At 59.3% G+C, this 24,856-nt stretch carries 21 protein-coding genes; 17 read left to right on the top strand and 4 right to left on the bottom strand.

The features are described from left to right. The first annotated feature begins 6 nt into the window (after positions 1 to 6). The 17 genes from aceA to HU754_RS11415 all read left to right on the top strand — a co-directional run bounded on the left by aceA (position 7) and on the right by HU754_RS11415 (position 19,520). Positions 7 to 1,332, top strand: coding sequence for an isocitrate lyase (gene aceA, locus HU754_RS11495; protein WP_093434273.1), 1,326 nt, complete (start codon positions 7 to 9; stop codon positions 1,330 to 1,332). A 644-nt stretch (positions 1,333 to 1,976) separates the two neighbouring features. Further along, positions 1,977 to 2,390: an NADH-quinone oxidoreductase subunit A gene (locus HU754_RS11490; protein ID WP_003223812.1), complete on the top strand. Its 414-nt coding sequence runs from the start codon at positions 1,977 to 1,979 to the stop codon at positions 2,388 to 2,390. A gap of 10 nt (positions 2,391 to 2,400) precedes the next feature. Beyond that, complete coding sequence (locus tag HU754_RS11485) at positions 2,401 to 3,075, top strand: NuoB/complex I 20 kDa subunit family protein (RefSeq protein ID WP_003223809.1); 675 nt, start codon at positions 2,401 to 2,403, stop codon at positions 3,073 to 3,075. 74 nt (positions 3,076 to 3,149) lie between these two features. Beyond that, entirely contained in the window at positions 3,150 to 4,934 is a 1,785-nt protein-coding gene (gene nuoC / locus HU754_RS11480) for an NADH-quinone oxidoreductase subunit C/D (protein WP_093434270.1), read from the top strand. 2 nt (positions 4,935 to 4,936) lie between these two features. Further along, complete coding sequence (gene nuoE / locus HU754_RS11475; protein WP_007920186.1) at positions 4,937 to 5,434, top strand: NADH-quinone oxidoreductase subunit NuoE; 498 nt, start codon at positions 4,937 to 4,939, stop codon at positions 5,432 to 5,434. Continuing rightward, entirely contained in the window at positions 5,431 to 6,786 is a 1,356-nt protein-coding gene (gene nuoF, locus HU754_RS11470) for an NADH-quinone oxidoreductase subunit NuoF (RefSeq protein WP_007920184.1), read from the top strand. Before nuoE ends, nuoF begins: the two co-directional genes overlap by 4 nt. A 136-nt stretch (positions 6,787 to 6,922) precedes the next feature. Continuing rightward, positions 6,923 to 9,637, top strand: coding sequence for an NADH-quinone oxidoreductase subunit NuoG (gene nuoG, locus HU754_RS11465; protein WP_095124495.1), 2,715 nt, complete (start codon positions 6,923 to 6,925; stop codon positions 9,635 to 9,637). Further along, positions 9,634 to 10,641, top strand: coding sequence for an NADH-quinone oxidoreductase subunit NuoH (gene nuoH / locus HU754_RS11460; protein ID WP_007920179.1), 1,008 nt, complete (start codon positions 9,634 to 9,636; stop codon positions 10,639 to 10,641). The genes nuoG and nuoH overlap by 4 nt, the downstream gene beginning before the upstream one ends. Positions 10,642 to 10,652: 11 nt before the next feature. After that, entirely contained in the window at positions 10,653 to 11,201 is a 549-nt protein-coding gene (gene nuoI / locus HU754_RS11455; RefSeq protein ID WP_007920177.1) for an NADH-quinone oxidoreductase subunit NuoI, read from the top strand. A 9-nt stretch (positions 11,202 to 11,210) separates the two neighbouring features. After that, positions 11,211 to 11,711, top strand: a complete 501-nt coding sequence (gene nuoJ, locus HU754_RS11450; protein ID WP_007920176.1) for an NADH-quinone oxidoreductase subunit J — start codon at positions 11,211 to 11,213, stop codon at positions 11,709 to 11,711. Between the two features lie 3 nt (positions 11,712 to 11,714). Then, on the top strand, positions 11,715 to 12,023 hold the full coding sequence (nuoK, locus tag HU754_RS11445; protein WP_003223790.1) for an NADH-quinone oxidoreductase subunit NuoK: 309 nt from the start codon (positions 11,715 to 11,717) through the stop codon (positions 12,021 to 12,023). Further along, positions 12,020 to 13,873 carry an NADH-quinone oxidoreductase subunit L gene (nuoL, locus tag HU754_RS11440; RefSeq protein ID WP_007920175.1) on the top strand — a complete coding sequence of 618 codons (1,854 nt, stop codon included), beginning with the start codon at positions 12,020 to 12,022 and terminating at the stop codon, positions 13,871 to 13,873. Before nuoK ends, nuoL begins: the two co-directional genes overlap by 4 nt. 39 nt (positions 13,874 to 13,912) lie before the next feature. Then, positions 13,913 to 15,445 carry an NADH-quinone oxidoreductase subunit M gene (nuoM, locus tag HU754_RS11435; RefSeq protein ID WP_186622542.1) on the top strand — a complete coding sequence of 511 codons (1,533 nt, stop codon included), beginning with the start codon at positions 13,913 to 13,915 and terminating at the stop codon, positions 15,443 to 15,445. 7 nt (positions 15,446 to 15,452) lie between these two features. Next, positions 15,453 to 16,916, top strand: a complete 1,464-nt coding sequence (nuoN, locus tag HU754_RS11430; protein ID WP_008082842.1) for an NADH-quinone oxidoreductase subunit NuoN — start codon at positions 15,453 to 15,455, stop codon at positions 16,914 to 16,916. A 449-nt stretch (positions 16,917 to 17,365) separates the two neighbouring features. Beyond that, the gene (locus HU754_RS11425; RefSeq protein WP_093434372.1) at positions 17,366 to 17,716 is read left to right on the top strand and encodes a type II toxin-antitoxin system RelE/ParE family toxin; all 351 of its coding nucleotides are present in this window, start codon (positions 17,366 to 17,368) and stop codon (positions 17,714 to 17,716) included. Next, positions 17,706 to 18,020: a helix-turn-helix domain-containing protein gene (locus HU754_RS11420; RefSeq protein ID WP_027614657.1), complete on the top strand. Its 315-nt coding sequence runs from the start codon at positions 17,706 to 17,708 to the stop codon at positions 18,018 to 18,020. The genes HU754_RS11425 and HU754_RS11420 overlap by 11 nt, the downstream gene beginning before the upstream one ends. Positions 18,021 to 18,194: 174 nt before the next feature. Further along, complete coding sequence (locus HU754_RS11415; RefSeq protein ID WP_186622544.1) at positions 18,195 to 19,520, top strand: OprD family porin; 1,326 nt, start codon at positions 18,195 to 18,197, stop codon at positions 19,518 to 19,520. Positions 19,521 to 20,085: 565 nt separating this feature from the next. On the opposite strand, the gene HU754_RS11410 is transcribed toward HU754_RS11415, so the two are convergent. The 4 genes from HU754_RS11410 to HU754_RS11395 all read right to left on the bottom strand — a co-directional run bounded on the left by HU754_RS11410 (position 20,086) and on the right by HU754_RS11395 (position 24,855). Then, positions 20,086 to 20,466: a DUF6124 family protein gene (locus tag HU754_RS11410; protein ID WP_186622546.1), complete on the bottom strand. Its 381-nt coding sequence runs from the start codon at positions 20,464 to 20,466 to the stop codon at positions 20,086 to 20,088. Between the two features lie 410 nt (positions 20,467 to 20,876). Beyond that, positions 20,877 to 21,209, bottom strand: a complete 333-nt coding sequence (locus HU754_RS11405) for a DUF2790 domain-containing protein (protein ID WP_186622548.1) — start codon at positions 21,207 to 21,209, stop codon at positions 20,877 to 20,879. 80 nt (positions 21,210 to 21,289) lie between these two features. After that, complete coding sequence (locus HU754_RS11400) at positions 21,290 to 21,493, bottom strand: co-regulatory protein PtrA N-terminal domain-containing protein (RefSeq protein WP_186622550.1); 204 nt, start codon at positions 21,491 to 21,493, stop codon at positions 21,290 to 21,292. A gap of 212 nt (positions 21,494 to 21,705) precedes the next feature. Then, positions 21,706 to 24,855 (bottom strand): CusA/CzcA family heavy metal efflux RND transporter, encoded by a 3,150-nt coding sequence (locus HU754_RS11395; protein WP_186622552.1) that lies wholly within the window; start codon positions 24,853 to 24,855, stop codon positions 21,706 to 21,708. Position 24,856 lies beyond the last annotated feature (1 nt).

Genomic DNA, 24,856 nt, shown 5'->3' with positions numbered 1-24,856 from the left:
ATCTCCATGGCACTGACACGCGAACAGCAAATTGCAGCCCTCGAAAAAGACTGGGCTGAAAACCCGCGCTGGAAAGGCGTGACACGCACTTACTCCGCTGCTGACGTCGTCCGTCTGCGTGGCTCGGTTCAACCTGAGCACACCTTTGCAAAAATGGGCGCCGAGAAGCTGTGGAACCTGGTCACCCAGGGTGCCAAGCCTTCCTTCCGTCCTGAGAAAGATTTCGTCAACTGCATGGGCGCCCTGACCGGTGGCCAGGCTGTTCAGCAGGTTAAAGCCGGCATCCAGGCGATCTACCTGTCGGGCTGGCAGGTTGCTGCGGACAACAACTCCGCAGAATCCATGTACCCGGACCAGTCGCTGTACCCGGTGGACTCGGTGCCAACCGTGGTCAAGCGCATCAACAACTCGTTCCGTCGTGCTGACCAGATCCAATGGAAAGCCGGCAAGAACCCGGGCGACGATGGCTACATCGACTACTTCGCGCCGATCGTGGCTGACGCTGAAGCCGGTTTCGGCGGCGTGCTGAACGCCTACGAGCTGATGAAGAGCATGATCGAAGCAGGCGCCGCCGGCGTTCACTTCGAAGACCAACTGGCTTCCGTGAAAAAATGCGGTCACATGGGCGGTAAAGTACTGGTTCCAACTCAGGAAGCCGTACAGAAGCTGACCGCCGCACGCCTGGCTGCCGACGTTGCCGGTACTCCGACCATCATCCTGGCCCGTACCGACGCCAACGCTGCTGACCTGCTGACATCCGATTGCGACCCGTACGACCAGCCGTTCGTGACTGGCGAGCGCACTCAGGAAGGTTTCTACAAGGTTCGTGCTGGCCTGGATCAAGCCATCGCCCGTGGCCTGGCTTACGCGCCATACGCCGACCTGATCTGGTGCGAAACTGCCAAGCCGGATCTGGACGAGGCTCGTCGCTTCGCCGAAGCGATCAAAAAGGAATACCCGGACCAACTGCTGTCGTACAACTGCTCGCCTTCCTTCAACTGGAAGAAAAACCTCGACGACGCGACCATCGCCAAGTTCCAGCGCGAACTGTCCGCCATGGGTTACAAGCACCAGTTCATCACCCTGGCCGGCATTCACAACATGTGGCACAGCATGTTCAACCTGGCGCACGACTACGCCCGCAACGACATGACTGCCTACGTGAAGCTGCAGGAGCAGGAATTCGCTGACGCCGCCAAGGGTTACACCTTCGTGGCTCACCAGCAGGAAGTGGGCACCGGCTACTTCGACGACATGACCACTGTGATTCAAGGTGGCTCGTCCTCGGTAACCGCACTGACCGGTTCGACCGAAGAAGAACAGTTCCACTGATTCGGCTTCGCTGAGCAAACGGCCTTTGCGGATCGTATAGAAAGCTAACCGCAGAGCCGCAAAACTGACGCCCCGACTGGTTCGGGGCGTTTTTTTGCCCGAGACAATCTCCCATACGCCACAACCCCCCTGTGGGAGCGAGCTTGCTCGCGAAGGCGTCATGTCAGTCACTATCCATGTCGAATGATGAACCGCATTCGCGAGCAAGCTCGCTCCCACAGGAAAAGCGTCAGCCGCGAATCAAAACATTGATCCAGAGCGGTACAACCGTCAGAAAAATCCGCTAAAACGGGCGCCGTCGCTAATTGCAGTAACGTGCAAGTAAGACAACCTCCCAACTGACATCCCGTTAAACAGTTACAAAACACCCTCAAACGATATCAATTATCATTTAGACGCAACTATGTTCGTTACATTCCCTACAAAACATTATTTGCATAAACCCGCCTAATGCCCGCAACGCATGGGCTGCAGGGCATTGGAGATGCGCTATGTCCTTATTCCAATAAATAATTTCGCTATAGGAATTTTACTTGCAGGGTGTTTAGCCATAAAATCAGCGCGATTGATTGCTGCGACATATCGTCACTGCCTATTTCTTTATCAAGCTCAGAGACCTTTGCTCTCTGTTAAGGATTACCAGCATGCCCGAAGCGACAGGACTCATGGCCCACAACTGGGGCTTTGCCATTTTCCTTCTGGGTGTCGTCGGCCTGTGTGCCTTCATGCTTGGCGTCTCCAGCCTCCTCGGGTCAAAAGCCTGGGGCCGCAGCAAAAACGAACCGTTCGAGTCGGGCATGCTACCTACCGGTGGCGCCCGCTTGCGGCTCTCAGCCAAATTCTATCTGGTCGCGATGCTCTTCGTGATCTTCGATATCGAAGCCCTCTTTCTCTTTGCATGGTCTGTGTCCGTCCGCGAAAGCGGCTGGACCGGATTCGTCGAAGCTCTCGTTTTCATAGCAATTCTGTTGGCAGGTCTTGTCTACCTGTTCCGAGTGGGCGCCCTTGACTGGGCTCCGGAAGCTCGTCGCAAGCGGCAGGCGAAGCTGAAACAATGAGGCTTTGGCAATGCAATACAATCTCACCAGGATCGACCCCGATGCTCCTAACGAGCAATATCCGATTGGCGAACGGGAAACCGTTTCCGATCCGTTAGAAGATCAAGTTCACAAAAACATTTTCATGGGCAAGCTGGAAGACGTGCTGAGTGGCGCGGTCAACTGGGGACGTAAGAACTCCCTGTGGCCGTACAACTTCGGTTTGTCGTGCTGCTACGTGGAAATGACCACCGCCTTCACGGCGCCCCACGACATCGCGCGCTTTGGCGCCGAAGTGATCCGGGCATCGCCGCGTCAGGCCGACTTCATGGTTATCGCCGGTACCTGCTTCATCAAGATGGCGCCGATCATCCAGCGTCTCTACGAGCAGATGCTCGAGCCGAAGTGGGTTATCTCCATGGGTTCGTGCGCTAACTCCGGCGGCATGTACGACATCTACTCTGTGGTTCAAGGGGTGGACAAGTTCCTGCCCGTGGACGTCTACGTACCTGGCTGCCCGCCCCGTCCGGAAGCATTTCTGCAAGGCTTGATGCTGTTGCAGGAATCGATTGGACAGGAGCGTCGTCCGCTTTCCTGGGTCGTTGGTGATCAAGGCGTTTATCGCGCCGACATGCCTTCGCAGAAGGAACAGCGCCGCGAACAGCGAATCGCAGTCACCAACCTGCGCAGCCCTGACGAAGTCTGATCCAGATCTGTTCTTACAAAAGAAACGAGAAGCTGGCTTCATTCTTTACGTTGACCGAAAGCGAAAAAATAACCATGACTACAGGCAGCGCTCTGTACATCCCGCCTTATAAGGCAGACGACCAGGATGTGGTCGTTGAATTGAACAACCGTTTTGGCCCGGAGGCGTTCACCGCCCAGCCGACCCGCACCGGCATGCCGGTGCTGTGGGTGGCGCGTGCCAGACTCGTCGAAGTCCTGACTTTCCTGCGTAACCTGCCCAAGCCGTACGTCATGCTCTATGACCTGCACGGCGTGGACGAGCGTCTGCGCACCAAGCGTCAAGGGCTGCCATCGGACGCCGAGTTCACCGTGTTCTATCACCTCATGTCGCTCGAGCGTAATAGTGACGTGATGATCAAGGTCGCCTTGTCCGAGAGCGACCTCAGCTTGCCGACCGTCACCAGCATCTGGCCGAACGCCAACTGGTACGAGCGTGAAGTCTGGGACATGTTCGGTATCGACTTCAAAGGTCACCCGCACCTGTCGCGCATCATGATGCCGCCGACCTGGGAAGGTCACCCGCTGCGCAAGGACTTCCCGGCGCGCGCCACCGAATTCGATCCGTACAGCCTCAACCTCGCCAAACAACAGCTTGAGGAAGAAGCCGCGCGTTTCCGTCCGGAAGACTGGGGCATGAAGCGTTCCGGTCCGAACGAGGACTACATGTTCCTCAACCTCGGCCCGAACCACCCTTCTGCGCACGGTGCGTTCCGCATCATTCTGCAACTGGACGGTGAAGAGATCGTCGACTGCGTGCCGGACATTGGCTACCACCACCGTGGTGCCGAGAAGATGGCCGAGCGTCAGTCCTGGCACAGTTTCATCCCGTACACCGACCGTATCGACTACCTCGGCGGCGTGATGAACAACCTGCCGTACGTGCTCTCGGTCGAGAAGCTGGCCGGCATCAAGGTGCCTGAGAAGGTCGACGTCATCCGCATCATGATGGCCGAGTTCTTCCGGATCACCAGCCACCTGCTGTTCCTCGGGACGTACATCCAGGACGTCGGCGCCATGACTCCGGTGTTCTTCACCTTCACCGACCGCCAGAAGGCGTACACGGTGATCGAAGCCATTACCGGTTTCCGTCTGCACCCGGCCTGGTACCGCATCGGTGGCGTCGCGCACGACCTGCCACGCGGCTGGGAAAAACTGGTGAAAGACTTCGTTGAATGGCTGCCAAAACGCCTCGACGAATACACCAAGGCGGCCCTGCAGAACAGCATCCTCAAGGGTCGTACCATCGGCGTTGCCCAGTACAACACCAAAGAGGCCCTGGAATGGGGCGTCACCGGTGCTGGCCTGCGTTCGACCGGTTGCGATTTCGACCTGCGTAAGGCGCGTCCGTACTCCGGCTACGAGAACTTCGAGTTCGAAGTACCGCTGGCTGCCAACGGCGATGCCTACGACCGCTGCATGGTCCGCGTCGAAGAGATGCGCCAGAGCATCAAGATCATTGACCAGTGCATGCGCAACATGCCGGAAGGCCCGTACAAGGCGGATCACCCGCTGACCACGCCGCCGCCGAAAGAGCGCACGCTGCAGCACATCGAAACCTTGATCACGCACTTCCTGCAAGTTTCGTGGGGCCCGGTGATGCCGGCCAACGAATCCTTCCAGATGATCGAAGCGACCAAGGGCATCAACAGTTATTACCTGACGAGCGACGGCGGCACCATGAGCTACCGTACCCGGATCCGCACTCCAAGCTTCCCGCATCTGCAACAGATCCCTTCGGTGATCAAAGGCAGCATGGTCGCGGACATGATTGCGTACCTGGGTAGTATCGATTTCGTTATGGCCGACGTGGACCGCTAAGCATGAACAGCACGCTTATCCAGACAGACCGTTTCACCCTCAGTGAAACCGAGCGCTCGGCCATCGAGCACGAGCTGCATCACTACGAAGACCCGCGCGCGGCGTCGATCGAAGCCCTGAAGATCGTTCAGAAAGAACGCGGCTGGGTGCCGGATGGCGCCTTGTACGCGATCGGCGAGATCCTCGGCATCCCGGCCAGCGACGTTGAAGGTGTGGCGACGTTCTACAGCCAGATTTTCCGTCAGCCGGTTGGCCGTCACATCATTCGCGTCTGCGACAGCATGGTCTGCTACATCGGCGGCCACGAGTCGGTGGTCAGCGAAATCCAGAACAATCTGGGCATCGGCCTGGGTCAGACCACCACCGACGGTCGTTTCACCCTGCTGCCTGTCTGCTGCCTCGGCAACTGCGACAAGGCACCGGCGTTGATGATCGACGACGACACTTTTGGTGATGTGCAGCCTGCTGGCGTCGCCAAACTGCTCGAGGGCTACGTATGACCCTGACATCTTTCGGTCCTGCCAACCGCATTCAGCGTTCGGCCGAGACTCACCCACTGACCTGGCGTCTGCGTGACGACGGCGAAGCCGTGTGGCTCGACGAATACCAGGCCAAGAACGGTTACGCCGCTGCGCGCAAAGCCTTCGCCGACATGGATCAGGACGCCATTGTCCAGACCGTGAAAGACGCCGGCCTCAAAGGTCGCGGCGGTGCAGGCTTCCCCACGGGCGTGAAGTGGGGCCTGATGCCCAAAGACGAATCCATCAACATCCGCTACCTGCTGTGCAACGCGGATGAAATGGAGCCGAACACCTGGAAAGACCGCATGCTGATGGAGCAACTGCCCCATCTGCTGATCGAAGGCATGCTGATCAGTGCCCGCGCGCTGAAAACCTACCGTGGCTACATCTTCCTGCGCGGCGAATACACCACCGCCGCCAAGCACCTCAACCGTGCCGTGGAAGAAGCCAAGGCTGCTGGCCTGCTGGGTAAAAACATTCTCGGCAGCGGCTTCGATTTCGAGCTGTTCGTCCACACCGGCGCCGGGCGTTACATCTGCGGTGAAGAAACCGCGCTGATCAACTCCCTCGAAGGCCGCCGCGCCAACCCGCGCTCCAAGCCGCCCTTCCCTGCCGCTGTCGGCGTGTGGGGCAAGCCGACCTGCGTGAACAACGTCGAAACCCTGTGCAACGTGCCGGCGATCATTGCCGACGGCGTTGACTGGTACAAATCGTTGGCGCGTGAAGGCAGCGAAGACATGGGCACCAAGCTCATGGGCTTCTCCGGCAAGGTCAAAAACCCGGGCCTGTGGGAACTGCCTTTCGGCGTCACCGGTCGCGAGTTGTTCGAAGACTACGCCGGCGGCATGCGCGACGGCTTCAAGCTCAAGGCCTGGCAGCCAGGTGGCGCCGGTACCGGTTTCCTCCTGCCAGAACATCTCGACGCACAGATGTACGCCGGCGGCATCGCCAAAGTGGGCACCCGTATGGGTACCGGCCTGGCCATGGCGGTGGATGACAGCGTCAACATGGTCTCCTTGCTGCGCAACATGGAGCAGTTCTTCGCTCGCGAGTCGTGCGGTTTCTGCACCCCGTGCCGCGATGGTCTGCCATGGAGCGTCAAGCTCTTGATGGCCATCGAACAAGGTCGCGGTCAGCCAGGCGACATCGAGACCCTGCTGGGTCTGGTCAACTTCCTCGGCCCGGGCAAGACCTTCTGTGCTCACGCACCGGGTGCCGTGGAACCGTTGGGCAGTGCCATCAAATACTTCCGTCCAGAGTTCGAAGCCGGTATCGCGCCAGTCAGCGCCGCCGTCCCGCCTCTGGCAAGGCCGATCGTAATCGGCGCGTAAACGCTTAAAAAGGCGAAGGGTCCGTGCCCTTCGCCTTTCGTCCGATGACGCCTTTCGGGGCTGACTGGATTCGGACGAATAACAAGATTCCATTAGCCACGCCCGCTGACACCGGGCCAACGAAGACCTTTGAACCATGGCCACTATCCACGTAGACGGCAAAGCGCTCGAAGTCGACGGGGCAGACAACCTGTTACAGGCATGTCTGTCGCTGGGCCTCGACATCCCTTATTTCTGCTGGCACCCCGCGCTTGGTAGCGTCGGGGCTTGCCGCCAGTGCGCGGTCAAGCAGTACACCGACGAGAACGACACCCGTGGTCGCATCGTCATGTCCTGCATGACCCCGGCCACCGACAACACCTGGATCTCCATCGACGATGAAGAATCCAAGGCGTTCCGCGCCAGTGTTGTTGAATGGCTGATGACCAACCACCCGCACGACTGCCCTGTGTGCGAAGAAGGCGGTCACTGCCACCTGCAAGACATGACGGTGATGACCGGCCACAACGAGCGCCGTTATCGCTTCACCAAACGCACCCACCAGAACCAGCAACTGGGCCCGTTCATTTCCCACGAAATGAACCGCTGCATCGCTTGCTACCGCTGCGTGCGTTTCTACAAGGATTACGCTGGCGGCACCGACCTCGGTGTGTTCGGCGCCCACGACAACGTGTACTTCGGTCGCGTTGAAGACGGCACCCTCGAAAGCGAGTTCTCCGGCAACCTCACCGAGGTCTGCCCGACCGGTGTGTTCACCGACAAGACTCACTCCGAGCGCTACAACCGCAAGTGGGACATGCAGTTCGCGCCGAGCATCTGCCATGGCTGCTCGAGCGGTTGCAACATCTCCCCGGGCGAGCGTTACGGCGAACTGCGTCGCATCGAAAACCGTTTCAACGGTTCGGTGAACCAGTACTTCCTGTGCGACCGTGGCCGTTTCGGTTATGGCTACGTCAACCGCACCGACCGTCCACGTCAGCCACTGCTGGCCGACGGCACCAAGCTCGGTCTGGATGCTGCACTGGATAAAGCTGCTGACCTGCTGCGCGGGCGCAACATCGTCGGCATCGGTTCGCCGCGTGCCAGCCTCGAAAGCAACTACGCGTTGCGCGAACTGGTCGGCGCCGAGCACTTCTACTCGGGTATCGAAGCGTCCGAACTGGAGCGCATCCGTCTGGTCCTGCAAGTGCTGAAAGACAGCCCGCTGCCAGTGCCGAACATGCGTGACATCGAAGACCACGACGCGATCTTCGTGCTCGGTGAAGACCTGACCCAGACCGCCGCCCGTATGGCGCTGTCGCTGCGTCAGTCGGTCAAAGGCAAAGCTGAAGACATGGCCGAAGCCATGCGCGTTCAGCCTTGGCTCGACGCGGCGGTGAAGAACATCGGTCAGCACGCGCTGAACCCGCTGTTCATCGCCAGCCTGGCGGAAACCAAGCTCGACGACATTGCTGAAGAATGTGTACACGCCGCTCCAGACGATCTGGCGCGCATCGGTTTCGCCGTGGCTCACGCTCTGGACGCCAGCGCCCCTGCCGTTGAAGGTCTGGACGCTGAAGCACTGGAACTGGCCAAGCGCATCGCTGACGCCCTGCTCGCGGCAAAACGTCCGCTGATCATCGCCGGTACTTCGCTGGGCTCCAAAGCGCTGATCGAAGCCGCTGCGAACATCGCCAAGGCGCTGAAGCTGCGCGAGAAGAACGGTTCGATCAGCCTGATCGTCCCGGAAGCCAACAGCCTCGGTCTGGCCATGCTCGGTGGCGAATCGGTCGACGCGGCGCTGCAAGCCGTCATCGACGGTAAGGCTGACGCGATCGTTGTGCTGGAAAACGATCTGTACACCCGCACCGCCAAAGACAAAGTCGATGCTGCACTGAACGCTGCGCAAGTGGTGATCGTTGCTGACCATCAGAAAACGGCTACCAGCGACCGCGCGCATCTGGTTCTGCCAGCCGCAAGCTTCGCTGAAGGCGACGGTACTTTGGTCAGCCAGGAAGGTCGCGCCCAGCGCTTCTTCCAGGTTTTCGACCCGCAATACATGGATGCGAGCATCCTCGTTCACGAAGGCTGGCGCTGGCTGCACGCCCTGCGCGCGACCCTGCTGAACCAGCCGATCGACTGGACGCAACTCGACCACGTGACGGCTGCCGTTGCTTCGAGCACCGAGCAACTGGCGCGCATCGTCGACGCTGCACCGTCCGCCGCGTTCCGCATCAAGGGTCTGAAACTGGCGCGTGAGCCGCTGCGTTACTCCGGTCGCACCGCGATGCGCGCCGACATCAGCGTTCACGAACCACGCACCCCGCAAGACAAAGACACCGCGTTCGCCTTCTCCATGGAAGGTTACTCGGGCTCTGCCGAACCGCGTCAGCAAGTACCATTTGCATGGTCGCCGGGCTGGAACTCGCCACAAGCGTGGAACAAGTTCCAGGACGAAGTCGGTGGTCACATTCGCGCTGGCGACCCGGGCACCCGCCTGATCGAAAGCACCGGTGATTCGCTGAACTGGTTCGCCGCTGCGCCACGTGCGTTCAACCCGGCGCCGGGCACCTGGCAAGCCGTGCCGTTCTTCCACCTGTTCGGCAGCGAAGAGAACTCTTCGAAAGCCGCCCCGGTGCAAGAGCGCATTCCAGCTCCATACGTGGCACTGGCCAAGTCGGAAGCGGATCGTCTGGGCGTCAACGACGGTGCGCTGCTGAGCCTGAACGTGGCCGGCCAGACCCTGCGTCTGCCGCTGCGCATCAATGAAGAACTGGGCGCCGGTCTGGTGGCATTGCCTGCGGGCATCGCCGGCATTCCACCGGCATTCGCCGGCGTATCCGTCGACGGTCTGCAGGAGGCAGCGCAATGACCTGGTTCACCCCTGAAGTGATCGATGTGATCCTCTCGGTCGTCAAAGCCATCGTGATTCTGCTGGCCGTGGTGGTCGCAGGCGCGTTGCTCAGCTTTGTCGAACGTCGCCTGCTGGGCTGGTGGCAGGACCGTTACGGTCCGAACCGCGTTGGCCCGTTCGGTATGTTCCAGATCGCCGCCGACATGCTGAAGATGTTCTTCAAGGAAGACTGGACCCCGCCGTTTGCCGACAAGGTGATTTTCACCCTGGCACCGGTGGTGGCCATGTCGGCCCTGCTGATCGCCTTTGCGATCATCCCGATCACCCCGACCTGGGGCGTCGCGGATCTGAACATCGGCCTGCTGTTCTTCTTCGCCATGGCCGGTCTGTCGGTCTACGCGGTGTTGTTCGCCGGCTGGTCGAGTAACAACAAGTTCGCCCTGCTCGGCAGCTTGCGTGCATCGGCGCAGACCGTGTCCTACGAAGTGTTCATGGGCCTGGCCCTGATGGGCATCGTGGTCCAGGTCGGCTCGTTCAACATGCGCGACATCGTCGAGTACCAGGCGCAGAACCTGTGGTTCATCATTCCGCAGTTCTTCGGCTTCTGTACCTTCTTCATCGCTGGCGTCGCCGTGACTCACCGTCACCCGTTCGACCAGCCGGAAGCGGAACAGGAACTGGCCGACGGTTACCACATTGAATACGCCGGTATGAAATGGGGCATGTTCTTCGTCGGTGAATACATCGGCATCATCCTGATCTCGGCGCTGCTGGTCACCCTGTTCTTCGGTGGCTGGCACGGTCCGTTCGGCATCTTGCCGCAACTGGCGTTCGTCTGGTTCGCACTGAAGACCGCGTTCTTCATCATGCTGTTCATCCTGCTGCGCGCTTCCATTCCGCGTCCGCGTTATGACCAAGTGATGGATTTCAGCTGGAAATTCTGCCTGCCACTGACCCTGATCAATTTGCTGGTGACCGCTGCGGTCGTGTTGTGGAACACGCCTGCAGTCGCGGTTCAGTGAGGATTTGACCCATGTTCAAATATATTGGCGACATCGTTAAGGGTACTGGTACCCAGTTGCGCAGCCTGGTCATGGTCTTCGGCCATGGCTTTCGCAAACGCGACACCCTGCAATACCCGGAAGAAGCGGTCTACCTGCCACCACGCTACCGTGGTCGCATCGTCCTGACCCGCGACCCCGATGGCGAAGAGCGTTGCGTTGCCTGCAACCTCTGCGCTGTGGCTTGCCCGGTGGGTTGCATCTCGCTGCAGAAAGCTGAAACCGAAGACGGTCGCTGGTACCCGGACTTCTTCCGTATCAACTTCTCGCGCTGCATTTTCTGCGGTCTCTGCGAGGAAGCCTGTCCGACCACCGCGATCCAGCTGACGCCGGATTTCGAGATGGCCGAGTTCAAACGTCAGGACCTGGTGTACGAGAAAGAAGATCTGTTGATCTCCGGCCCCGGCAAAAACCCTGATTACAACTTCTATCGTGTTGCAGGTATGGCAATCGCTGGCAAGCCGAAAGGCTCCGCGCAGAACGAAGCCGAACCGATCAACGTGAAGAGCTTGCTGCCTTAAGGAAGAACGATGGAATTCGCTTTCTATTTCGCATCGGGTATCGCTGTTGTGTCCACGCTTCGCGTAGTCACCAACACCAACCCTGTGCACGCCCTGCTCTACCTGATCATCTCGTTGATCGCCGTGGCCATGACCTTCTTCGCACTCGGCGCGCCGTTCGCCGGCGTGCTGGAAGTGATCGCCTACGCCGGTGCCATCATGGTGCTGTTCGTGTTTGTGGTGATGATGCTCAACCTCGGCCCGGCCTCGGTTCAGCAAGAACGCGTCTGGCTCAAGCCCGGCATCTGGGCCGGTCCGGTGATTCTCGCCGCTCTGCTGCTGGCCGAACTGCTGTATGTGCTGTTCGCTCACCAGAGCGGTCAGGCCATCGGCCACACCACCGTAGACGCGAAAGCCGTGGGCATCAGCCTGTTCGGCCCGTACCTGCTGGTGGTCGAACTCGCCTCGATGCTGCTGCTCGCTGCAGCCGTCACGGCGTTCCATTTGGGCCGTAACGAGGCGAAGGAGTAAGACATGCCTGCTATCCCTCTCGAACATGGATTGGCCGTTGCCGGCATCCTGTTCTGCCTTGGTCTGGTCGGCCTGATGGTCCGCCGCAACATTTTGTTCGTGTTGATGAGTCTGGAAGTAATGATGAACGCCTCGGCACTGGCGTTCATCGTTGCAGGCGCCCGTTGGGGCCAGCCGGATGGACAGATCATGTTCATCCTGGTGATCAGCCTTGCAGCCGCCGAGGCCAGTATTGGTCTGGCGATCCTGCTGCAACTGTATCGCCGCTTCCACACGCTCGATATCGACGCTGCCAGTGAGATGCGCGGATGAACCTGATCTTTCTGACTTTCGTATTCCCTCTGATCGGTTTCCTGCTCCTGTCGTTCTCCCGTGGACGCTGGTCGGAAAACCTCTCGGCGCTGATCGGCGTGGGTTCCATTGGCTTGTCGGCGATTGTCGCCGCCTACGTCATCTGGCAATTCAACGTCGCACCACCCGAAGGCGGTCACTACACGCTGGTACTGTGGAAGTGGATGGCGGTCGAAGGCTTCAAGCCTGACTTCGCCCTCTACGTCGACGGCCTGTCGATCACCATGCTCGGCGTGGTCGTTGGCGTCGGTTTCCTGATCCACCTGTTCGCATCCTGGTACATGCGCGGCGAAGCGGGTTACTCGCGCTTCTTCTCGTACACCAACCTGTTTATCGCCAGCATGCTGTTCCTGGTGCTCGGCGATAACCTGTTGTTCCTGTACTTCGGCTGGGAAGGCGTAGGCCTGTGCTCGTACCTGTTGATCGGTTTCTACTACAGCAACCGCAACAACGGTAACGCCGCACTCAAGGCTTTCATCGTGACCCGGATCGGCGACGTGTTCATGGCCATCGGCCTGTTCATCCTGTTCCAGCAAGTGGGCACGCTTAACATCCAGGAACTGCTGGTGCTGGCACCGCAGAAATTCCAGGTCGGTGACTTCTGGATCACCCTGGCTACCCTGATGCTGCTGGGTGGCGCGGTCGGTAAATCGGCACAACTGCCGCTGCAAACCTGGCTCGCGGACGCGATGGCCGGCCCGACTCCGGTGTCGGCACTGATCCACGCCGCGACCATGGTAACCGCAGGTGTCTACCTGATCGCCCGTACCCACGGTCTGTTCACCCTGGCGCCGGAAATCCTCCACCTGGTCGGTATCGTTGGTGGTGTGACCCTGGTTCTCGCAGGCTTCGCCGCACTGGTACAGACCGACATCAAACGTATCCTCGCCTACTCGACCATGAGCCAGATCGGCTACATGTTCCTGGCGCTGGGCGTTGGTGCATGGGATGGCGCGATTTTCCACCTGATGACCCACGCCTTCTTCAAGGCCCTGCTGTTCCTTGCTTCCGGTGCGGTGATCGTTGCCTGCCACCACGAGCAGAACATCTTCAAGATGGGCGGTCTGTGGAAGAAACTGCCACTGGCCTATGCCAGCTTCATCGTTGGTGGTGCCGCCCTGGCCGCTCTGCCACTGGTTACCGCAGGCTTCTACTCCAAGGACGAAATCCTTTGGGAAGCTTTCGCCAGCGGCAACCACGGTCTGCTTTACGCAGGTCTGGTCGGCGCGTTCATGACGTCGCTGTACACCTTCCGCCTGATCTTCATCACGTTCCACGGTGAAGCCAAGACCGAAGCCCACGCTGGTCACGGCATCTCGCACTGGCTGCCACTGTCGGTGCTGATCGTGCTGTCGACTTTCGTCGGCGCGATGATCGTGCCACCGCTGCACGGCGTACTGCCAGAAAGCGTTGGTCATGCCGGTGGCGAAGCCAAGCACAGTCTGGAAATCGCTTCGGGCGCCATTGCCCTGGCCGGTATCCTGCTGGCAGCGCTGCTGTTCCTCGGCAAGCGTCGCTTCGTCACGGCCATCGCCAATAGCGGCATCGGCCGTTTCCTTTCGGCCTGGTGGTTCGCTGCCTGGGGCTTCGACTGGATCTACGACAAACTGTTCGTCAAGCCTTACCTGGCGATCAGCCACGTACTGCGCAAAGACCCGCTCGACCAGACCATCGGTCTGATCCCGCGTATGGCCAAGGGTGGTCACACCGCCCTAAGCCGCACCGAGACCGGTCAACTGCGTTGGTACGCTGCTTCGATGGCTGCTGGTGCCGTGCTGGTTATCGGCGCCATCGTGCTGGTAGCGGTCTGATATGAACCTTGCGAATTTGCGAAAGGAAACGAGCCCGTCATGATTCTGCCTTGGCTAATCCTGATCCCCTTCATCGGCGGCCTGCTGTGCTGGATGGGTGAGCGCTTCGGCGCTACCCTGCCCCGCTGGATTGCGCTGTTGACCATGACCCTGGAACTCGCCCTCGGCCTCTGGCTGTGGGCCCACGGTGACTATTCATTTGCGCCGGCGCCTGGCGCCGATCCGACCTGGGCGCTTGAGTTCAAGCATGTCTGGATCCAGCGCTTCGGCATCAACGTGCACCTGGCCCTCGACGGCCTGTCGCTGTTGATGATCCTGCTGACCGGTCTGCTGGGTATCCTCTCGGTACTCTGCTCGTGGAAAGAGATTCAACGTCACGTTGGCTTCTTCCACCTGAACCTGATGTGGATCCTGGGCGGCGTTGTCGGCGTGTTCCTCGCCCTCGACCTGTTCATGTTCTTCTTCTTCTGGGAAATGATGCTGGTGCCGATGTACTTCCTCATCGCGCTCTGGGGTCACAGTTCTTCGGACGGCAAGAAAACCCGGATCTACGCAGCGACCAAGTTCTTCATCTTCACTCAGGCTTCCGGCCTGATCATGCTGGTGGCGATCCTCGGTCTGGTACTGGTCAACTTCAACAACACCGGCGTGATTACTTTCAACTACGCCGACCTGTTGAAAACCAAGATGTCGATGACCACCGAGTACATCCTGATGCTCGGCTTCTTCATCGCCTTCGCGGTCAAGCTGCCCGTCGTACCGTTCCACTCGTGGTTGCCTGATGCTCACGCCCAGGCGCCGACTGCCGGTTCCGTCGACCTCGCCGGTATCTTGCTGAAAACCGCTGCCTACGGTCTGCTGCGTTTCGCCCTGCCGCTGTTCCCGAACGCTTCGGCCGAGTTTGCGCCGATCGCCATGACCCTCGGTCTGGTCGGGATCTTCTACGGTGCGTTCCTCGCTTTCGCCCAAACCGACATCAAGCGTCTGATCGCCTTCTCTTCCGTTTCCCACATGGGTTTCGTGTTGATCGGCATCTACTCCGGCAGCCAATTGGCCCTGCAAGGTGCAGTGATCCAGATGCTGGCGCACGGTGTGTCGGCGGCGGCACTGTTTATCCTCAGCGGTCAGTTGTACGAGCGTCTGCACACTCGTGACATGCGTGAGATGGGCGGTCTGTGGTCGCGTATCGCTTACCTGCCGGCGATCAGCCTGTTCTTCGCAGCCGCATCCCTGGGCTTGCCGGGTACCGGTAACTTTGTCGGTGAATTCCTGATCCTGATCGGCACTTTCGCCAGCGCTCCATGGATCACCGCGATTGCCACTTCCGGTCTGGTGTTCGGTTCGGTCTACTCGCTGATCATGATCCACCGTGCCTACTTCGGTCCGTCGAAATCGGATTCGATCCTGCACGGTATGGACGCTCGCGAACTGATCATGGTGCTGGGCCTTGCGGTGCTGCTGATTTACCTCGGCGTCTACCCGCAACCGTTCCTCGACACCTCTGCCGCCACGATGCATGGCGTGCAGCAGTGGCTCGGCACCGCCTTCACTCAACTCGCTTCGGCCCGGTAAGAGCGCTATGGAATTCACGATTCAACACTTTATTGCGCTTGCGCCACTGTTGATCACCAGCCTCACCATTATCGTGGTGATGCTGGCAATCGCCTGGCGCCGCAACCACTCGCAGACCTTCCTGATCTCGGTCGCCGGTCTGAACCTGGCCTTGCTGTCGATCCTGCCAGCCCTGAAAGTCGCGCCTCTGGCCGTGACTCCACTGCTGCAGATCGACTCGTTTGCCTGTCTGTACATGGCGCTGATCCTGGTCGCCACCCTCGCCTGTGTGACCCTCGCCCACGCCTACTTGGGTGATGGCGGTTCGGGTTACCCGGGCAACCGTGAAGAACTGTACCTGCTGATCCTGATGGCCGCCGCCGGTGGTCTGGTTCTGGTCAGCGCGCAGCACCTGGCCGGTTTGTTCATCGGTCTGGAACTGTTGTCGGTACCGGTTTACGGTCTGGTGGCTTACGCCTTCTTCAACAAGCGTTCGCTGGAAGCCGGCATCAAATACATGGTGCTGTCGGCTGCCGGTTCCGCGTTCCTGTTGTTCGGTATGGCGCTGCTGTACGCAGACTCGGGTTCGCTGAGCTTCGTCGGTATCGGTCAGGCCCTGGCTGCGACTGGCCTGCCTAGCTCGCTGGCACAACTGGGCCTGGGCATGATGCTGATCGGCCTGGCGTTCAAGTTGTCGCTGGTGCCGTTCCACCTGTGGACGCCGGACGTTTACGAAGGTGCTCCGGCACCGGTGGCCGCGTTCCTCGCCACTGCGTCGAAGGTTGCGGTGTTTGCGGTGATGGTGCGTCTGTTCCAGATCTCCCCTGCTGCCAGCAGCGGTGTGCTGAGCGACGTGCTGACCGTCATCGCGATCGCCTCGATCCTGTTCGGTAACCTGTTGGCCCTGACCCAGAGCAACCTCAAGCGTCTGCTCGGTTACTCGTCCATCGCGCACTTCGGCTACCTGCTGATCGCACTGGTGGCAAGCAAGGGTCTGGCGGTGGAAGCCATCGGCGTGTACCTGGTGACTTATGTGATCACCAGCCTCGGCGCCTTCGGCGTGATCACCCTGATGTCCTCGCCGTACAACGGCCGTGACGCGGACGCCCTGTACGAATACCGCGGCCTGTTTTGGCGCCGTCCGTACCTGACCGCAGTCTTGACCGTAATGATGCTGTCGCTGGCGGGTATCCCGCTGACTGCTGGCTTCATCGGCAAGTTCTACATCATCGCTACCGGTGTCGAGTCGCACCAATGGTGGCTGGTCGGGTCCTTGGTACTGGGCAGCGCCATCGGCGTCTTCTACTACCTGCGCGTGATGGTCACCCTGTACCTGATCGAGCCAAACCTGCGTCGCCACGACGCCCAACTGCACTGGGAACAGAAGGCAGGCGGCGTGATGCTGCTGGCTATCGCCCTGGTCGCGTTCTTCCTGGGTGTGTACCCGCAGCCATTGCTGACACTGGTTCAGCAGGCGGGTCTGGCGGGCTGATAGTTCGGCTGGCTAGAAATGAAAACGGCACCTTCGGGTGCCGTTTTTGTTTTTGTGGGATTTAGCATCTCGAGCGCTTGCGCTGGCCTCATCGCGGGCAAGCCCGGCTCCCACAGGTTTCGATGGTGTTCACAAAGTCTGTACCCACCCTGGATCACTGTGGGAGCGAGCCTGCTCGCGAAGGCGTCGGCACATTCAACCTCTTCTTCGCCTGACACCCCGCCGCTATCACCATTCGGCGTTGGGCACTGCTTGCGGGATTGTTCCGACACGGCAGCTGCGAAGCCTCTTCATAGATCAATCGAACGTTCTCACCACACGCGGCGATTCGTCCTACAGGTGTTTTTACGAGCGGCGTCTACCGTTGAAAAAGGGACGAAAAGCAAGGCCAAGAGGCCTTGACCGATTCGATTATCGAGACAACACTATACGTAGGTAGCGTACAGAACATGGATGCTCTATTTATCGAATTGCCTGTATTTCAGAAGCACCGAGACGACTATCTGGATGACGATCTGTTTCGCAGCTTTCAACTGGAGCTGCTGAAAAATCCGGAAGCGGGCGATCTCATCGAGGACACAGGCGGGCTTCGTAAAATTCGCTTTGGCGACCAACGAAGAGGGAAAGGTAAGCGCAGCGGATTACGAGTGATTTATTACTGGTGGTCAGGCTTCGATCAGTTCTGGCTCTTTACCGTCTACAACAAAAACGAGCAGGACGATTTGACGCCTGCCCAGAAAAAACTTTTCAGAAAAACGCTGGATAGAGAACTCAACGCGAGAACCCACTATGAAACGTGACATTTTTTCCGAACTGATGGATGGACTGGAAGCACTGGCCGATGAACGCCAAGGCAAAATCACCTTGCGTACCCACAAAGTTCAACTGCCAAAACTGATGCCGATCACTGCTGAAGAAGTGATAGCCATCCGTCAGCAACTTAATCTTTCCCGGTCAGTATTCGCGATGTATCTACGCACCAACACGCGAACGCTCGAAAACTGGGAGCAAGGACGAGCAACGCCCAATGCTCAGGCCACAACCCTGATCCGTCTGGTCGAGCGTTTTCCACAGACAATCGAACAACTCGCAGCCCTGACCTGACACAGGGTTTTAATTCCAGCCACATGACGAAATTGTAATTCCCTCATCACCTTGGCGTTATCCGCAGCTTGCAACGATGTCACCCGGCGACCAATGCCGGCGGGCCCTGCCCCGTCGAACAATAAAACCCACGCCGAAGCACGTTCCCGTTCTGCCGAACCCAAGGAGTGTTTGATGGTTAACAATTCGAAAATATCGATGGCCGCTCTAGCAGTGGTGGTCGGCGCCGGGCCGTCCACGGTGTTTGCTGAAGACAAGCCTGAAGGCTTTGTCGAAGGCAGCAGCCTGACGGTGCTCAACCGTAACTTCTACTTCAATCGTGATCATCGCAATGGTCAGTCCAGTCCGACCGGCAACGGCTATTCAGAAGCCTGGTCGCATGCGGTGATCAGCAAGTTCGAGTCCGGTTTCACCCAAGGCACCGTCGGGGTCGGTGTCGATGCATTTGCGATGATTGGTCTGAAACTCGATACCGGTGACGGACGCAACGGTGGGCGCAGTTCGTTTGATGTGTTGCCGCTCAACAGCGACGGCGAGGCGCGGGACGAATACACCAAGGTCGGCGGCGCCGCGAAAATCCGGGCGTTCGATACGGTGGTCAGGGTGGGGGATGTGTTCCCGGCCAACCCGATGGTCGCGGCCGGTGACTCGCGCTTGCTGCCGGAGAGCTTTCGCGGGGTGACGGCGACCAACACCAGCATTGAAGGTCTGTCGGTGCAGGGTGGCCGGTTGCATGCGATGAGCCAGCCGGCGTCCAGCGACATGCGTGAGAACTTCGCGACCTTCTATGCAGGCCCGGTCAATTCGCCGTGGATCGCTTATGGTGGCGGTGATTATGTGCTGAACAAGAATCTCAGTTTCAGTCTGTATTCCAGCCGTCTCAAGGATGCGTGGAATCAGTACTACGCCGGCACCGCCTGGACTTATCCGCTCTCGGATGACTTGTCGCTGTTCGGTGGCCTGAACTATTACAAGGCCGTCGACGAGGGCAAACAACTGCTCGGCGAATTCGACAACAACATCTGGAGCGGCCGCGTTGGCGTCAAGCTTGGTGCCCACTCTGTCGCCCTCTCCCACCAGCGCAACAACGGTAATGACGACTTCGACTACCTGCGCCAGTCCGACTCGATCTTCCTCGACAACTCGATCCAGTACAGCGACTTCAACTCGCCGAAAGAACGTTCGTGGATGGTGCGCTATGACCTCGACATGAGCACCTATGGCGTACCGGGTCTGTCGTTCATGACCCGTTACGCACGCGGCACCGACGCTGATTATTCAAACGCTAACGCCGTGTATATGCGCCGCGATGCCGAGGGCAATCCGCTGACCGATCAGAAACGTTGGGAGCGTGATATCGAAGTCAAATACGTGGTGCAAAGCGGTTCGATGAAAGATCTGTCACTGCGCTTGCGCCAAGCCACAACCCGCGCCACGGCGTTCGAGTCGGATCTGGATGAAGTGCGGGTGATTGTCGAGTATCCGCTGGCGATTCTCTGATTGCGCGGTTGATGCAAATTCACCTTTAGAAGCTCCTTGCTCCTTTGGTAAGAGGTGAATCTTTTGGCGTCCTTCGGGGCGCTTTTTTTTGCGCTGCGTTTTGCCGTGGTTATGTTTTCCAGATTTAGACCCGACCCTCACCCTAGCCCTCTCCCAGAGGTAGAGGGGACTGACCGAGTTGGCTGTTGAAGATACATCGACCTGAAAAACCGAGGCGTACTCTGGTTTTGAATGGCTTGAAGATCTGTTCCCTTTCCCCCTGGGGGAGAGGGGACTGACCGAGCTGGTTGTTGAAGATACACCGACCTGAAAAACCGGGGCGTACTCTGATTTTGAATGACTTGAAGATCTGCTCCCTTTCCCCCTCGCCCCCGTGGGGGAGAGGGGACTGACCGAGCTGGTTGCTGAAGATACACCGACCTGAAAAACCGGGGCGTACTCTGATTTTGAATGGCTTGAAGATCTGCTCCCTTCCCCCTCGCCCCCTCGGGGGAGAGGGCTGGGGTGAGGGGGCAGGATTTTGAGGTCAACGCAAAAACAACGGATAAAACCCGGCCATTGATAGCTACGCCGCAGGATCTACGTTATCCAGCGCTCTGTTCACCGCCAGTTCGCCGAGCATGACGACCTGCGCGATGCCGAGCAGGGTCTTGCGATGGGTGCCGCCTAATAGCGCGGCGAAGTCGCCGAGCATCACCGTGGCCGAGGCCAGGGATTCGCTGGCGTTGGTCAGTAATGATTCGGTATCGGCTTTGGGATTGACCAGGAACATCTGGTTGGGGATGTACGGTGCGGACATGATGGCGGCCGACGGTTTGAGGTAGAAATCGAGGGCGCGGTCGGCGGCTTCGTGGAGTTTTCGGGTGTCGACGGAGGCGTAAGGCGATGTTGAGTTGGCGTCGGGGATGGCGTCTGTTTCGGGGGGATTTGGGGTTGGTTTTTTCATAAGGTTCATCTTCTGTTCTGATATTGGAGCTGGCCCATTCGGTTCCAATCGAAAGGGTGGCAGCTGTACGCAGGTTGGAACCCGGGGAACAGAAAACCCGACAGACTCGAAGTCTCCCGCGCACAGCTGCCATAACGAGCTGCATACCATCAAAGGTGTGCAAGCATACGTCATGAAAAGTGCTTTCGCTTTCTGTAAAGCCACGGGGTTCCAATCCCGATCGCTGAATTGGCAGCGACCCCCACAGGCTAGAGAGCTGACGTCCGACGGACAACCTGAAAACATTGTGGGAAGGTTCCGTACTTCCCACACAACCTTTAAACATCACGAATTGAAATACGCATCGTGATATTGCAATTCGACCCTGTAGGAGCTGCCGAAGGCTCGGGCCGCGTTTCGTCGTAAAGGATTCAGCTCCCGCCGTTGCGACACACGCCCATCACGTTGTACTTGATGGTGTTGAGCTGCCCCTTGGAGTCCTCGTAGGTCATCGCGGTGGGCACCACTTTGCACGCAGCCTGCGGCTTCACCACGCTCACCACTTTGGCCACGTCCAGCTTCATTCCGTATTCATAATCCTTCACCACCGGCGGCGCTTTGCCCTGGTTGGCGGCGTACTGTTCCATGGCTTTGCTGTTGGCGCTGAGTGCGCGTTCGAAAGTGCGGTCACCACCGCCTTCGGCCAGCACATTTACCGACGTCGCCATGACAGCCGCGAATGCGATCAACTTGAGTACTTTCATATCCATTTCCTTCCCGTCCGAGCTTGAAAAAAAAGCCCGGCATCGATGCGCGATGAAGGGCTTGTTCAGGTGCAGCAGGCTTACAGATCGCGGGTTTTGTCGTCTTTCTTGTCGTTGACCACGACCGGGTTGCCGGCGGCTTTTTCCTTGGCGACGAAGAGCTCCATGGAGCGGTCGTTGCTGGTCATCATCCGCTCGAACGTGCGGTCGCCGCCGCCTTCGGCCAACGCCACGGAAGAGATCGCCAGAGCGGCTGCGAAGGCAGTGAGTTGGGCAAGTTTCATCGTTGATTCCTCGTTTAAGTAACTGACGGGATCAAGGTAACAATCCGAACCTATCGTGACGGTGGCGGGGAAATTACATATCCGTTATCTGCCGGATCAGTGCACGGAACCCCTGTGGGAGCGAGCCTGCTCGCGAAAGCGGTGGTTCAGTCACATCGTTGTTGACTGACAGATCGCCTTCGCGAGCAAGCTCGCTCCCACAAGGGGATTACCTATTTAGATGGAACAGCGTCCTCATCCCGGCGATGGGCGAGTTGGTAGAGGGCGGGCAAGATCAGCAGCGTGAGGATCGTGGAGGACAGGATTCCGCCGATCACCACGGTCGCCAGCGGGCGCTGCACTTCCGCCCCGGTGCCGGTTGCAAGCGCCATCGGGATGAAGCCCAGCGACGCCACCAGCGCCGTCATCAACACCGGCCGCAAACGCGTCAACGCACCCTCATGGATCGCGTCCGAAAGCGACCGCCCCTCCTCGCGTAAATTACGAATAAACGCAATCATCACCAACCCGTTCAACACCGCCACCCCGGACAACGCGATAAACCCGACGCCAGCGGAAATCGACAACGGAATATCCCGCAACCACAGCGCCATGACCCCACCGGTCAGCGCAAACGGAATCCCGGTAAACACCAGCAAGCCGTCCTTGAGATTGTTGAACATCATGAACAACAACCCGAACACCAACAGCAACGCCACCGGTACCACAATCTGCAAGCGCTTGGCCGCCGATTGCAGTTGCTCGAACTGCCCGCCCCAACTGGTCCAGTAACCGGCAGGGACCTGCACGTCACGTTCGATCACTTCACCGGCCTCGCTGACAAATGAGCCGATATCACGCCCGCGCACGTTGGCACTGACGATCACCAGTCGCTTGCCGTTCTCGCGGCTGACCTGATTCGGCCCGAGCACCAGGTCGAGGCTGGCGACATCTTGCAGCGCGATGAAGCCGATCTGATTCGCAGCGCCACTCAGTGCCGGCACCGGGATCAGCAGTGCCGACAAGCCGTCGATGTCCTTGCGCATGGCATCGGACAAACGCACAACCATGTCGAAACGCCGATCACCCTCATACAACGTCCCAGCCTGCCGCCCGCCTACCGCGACGGCGATGGTGTCCTGCACATCACCCACGTTGAGTCCGTAGCGCGCGGCTTTATCGCGATCGATGTTGATGGTCAGCACCGGCAACCCGGTAGTCTGCTCAACCTTGACCTCGGATGCGCCGTTGACCTTCTGCATCGCCGCAGCAATCTTCGCCGCCGTGGCATTGAGCACGGCCATGTCATCGCCAAACACCTTCACCGCGACGTCGCTGCGCACGCCGGAGATCAGCTCGTTGAAACGCAACTGGATCGGCTGCGACAGTTCATAGTTGCTGCCCGGCAACGTCGCGGCGGCAGCCTGCAACTCGGCCATCAGGGTTTCGCGGGACTTGTCCGGGTCCGGCCATTGCTCTTTCGGTTTGAGCATCACATAGCTGTCCGAGATATTCGGCGGCATCGGATCCGAGGCGATTTCGGCGGTGCCGGTGCGGGCAAACACGCGCTCGACTTCCGGCACCTTCGCCAGAATCAACGTCTCCAGTCGCTGCTGCATATCCACCGATTGCGTCAGGCTGGTGCCCGGCACGCGCAGCGCTTGCAGGGCAAAATCCCCTTCGCTCAGGCTCGGAACAAACTCGCTGCCCATGCGACTGGTGAGCACGCCGCTGAGCACGATCACGCCCAACGCCGCGCCCACTGCGATTGCGCGATGGGACATGACCCAGGCCAGCGCCGGCGCGTAAACGCGACGTGCGCCGCGCATCACCGCACCCTCTTCTTCCTTGACCTTGCCAGTCACGAACAGCGCAATCGCCGCCGGCACAAAGGTCACGGAAAGCAGCATCGCGCCAAGCAAAGCGATGACCACGGTGAACGCCATCGGGTGGAACATTTTCCCTTCGACGCCGCTCAACGCGAAGATCGGCAGGTACACGACCATGATGATCAACTGGCCGAAAATCAGCGGTCGCCGCGCCTCTTTCGCTGCGGCAAAGACTTCCTTGAAACGCTCGGCACGGGTCAGCAAACGTCCGTGATGCTGCTGCGCATGGGCCAGTCGGCGCAGGGTGTTTTCGACGATCACCACCGCGCCGTCGACGATGATGCCGAAGTCGAGCGCGCCGAGGCTCATCAGGTTGGCGCTGACCTTGTTGCTGAACATCCCGGTGAAGGTGAACAGCATCGACAGCGGAATCACCATCGCGGTAATCAGCGCCGCGCGGATGTTGCCGAGGAACAGGAACAGAATCGCGATCACTAGAATCGCGCCTTCGATGAGGTTCTTTTTCACCGTGGCGATGGCTTTGTCGACCAGGTGCGTGCGGTCGTACACCGGCACGGCGATCACGCCTTGCGGCAAGGATTTGTTGATCTGTTCGAGCTTGCTGGCCACCGCTTGCGAGACCGTGCGGCTGTTTTCGCCGATCAGCATGAACACGGTGCCGAGCACCACTTCGCGGCCGTTTTCGGTGGCCGCGCCGCTGCGCAATTCGCGGCCGATTTCCACGGTGGCGACGTTCTTCACCCGGATCGGCGTGCCGTCGACATTGGCCATGACGATGTTGGCGATGTCCTCGGTGCTCGCCACTTGCCCCGGCGCGCGGATCAGCAATTGCTCGCCGCTGCGCTCGATGTAACCGGCGCCGACGTTGGCGTTGTTGCGCTCAAGCGCAGTGACCAGATCGGTGAGCGTCAGTTTGTACGCGGCCAGGCGTTTCGGGTCCGGCGCGATCTGATATTCCTTGGCGAAACCGCCGATGGTGTTGATCTCGGCGACACCGGGTACGTTGCGCAATTGCGGTTTGATGATCCAGTCCTGAATCACCCGCAGATCGGTCGGCGTGTAGGCTGTGCCGTCGTCCTTGAGTGCGTCCTCCTTGGCTTCCACTGTCCATAAAAAGATCTCGCCGAGGCCGGTGGAAATCGGCCCCATCACCGCTTCGGCGCCTTCGGGCAATTGCTCCTTGGCAATCTGCAAACGCTCGTTGACCAATTGACGGGCGAAGAACAGGTCAGTGCCGTCCTTGAAGATCACCGTGACCTGCGACAGGCCCGAGCGCGACAGTGAACGGGTCTGTTCGAGTGCCGGCAGACCGGCCATGGCGGTTTCAATCGGGAAGGTGATGCGCTGCTCGGTTTCCAGCGGCGAAAACCCGGCGGCGCCGGTGTTGATTTGCACCTGGACGTTGGTGATGTCGGGCACGGCGTCGATCGGCAGTTTTTGATAACTGGCGATGCCGAGGCCGGCCATAAGCAGAACGGCGAGCAGGACGATGATGCGCTGCTCGATGGCAAACTGGATCAGGCGTTCGAACATG

Source organism: Pseudomonas zeae (genome assembly GCF_014268485.2).
GTDB classification, from domain to species: Bacteria; Pseudomonadota; Gammaproteobacteria; order Pseudomonadales; family Pseudomonadaceae; genus Aquipseudomonas; species Aquipseudomonas neuropathica.
This window is presented reverse-complemented; position numbering and strand designations above follow the sequence as displayed.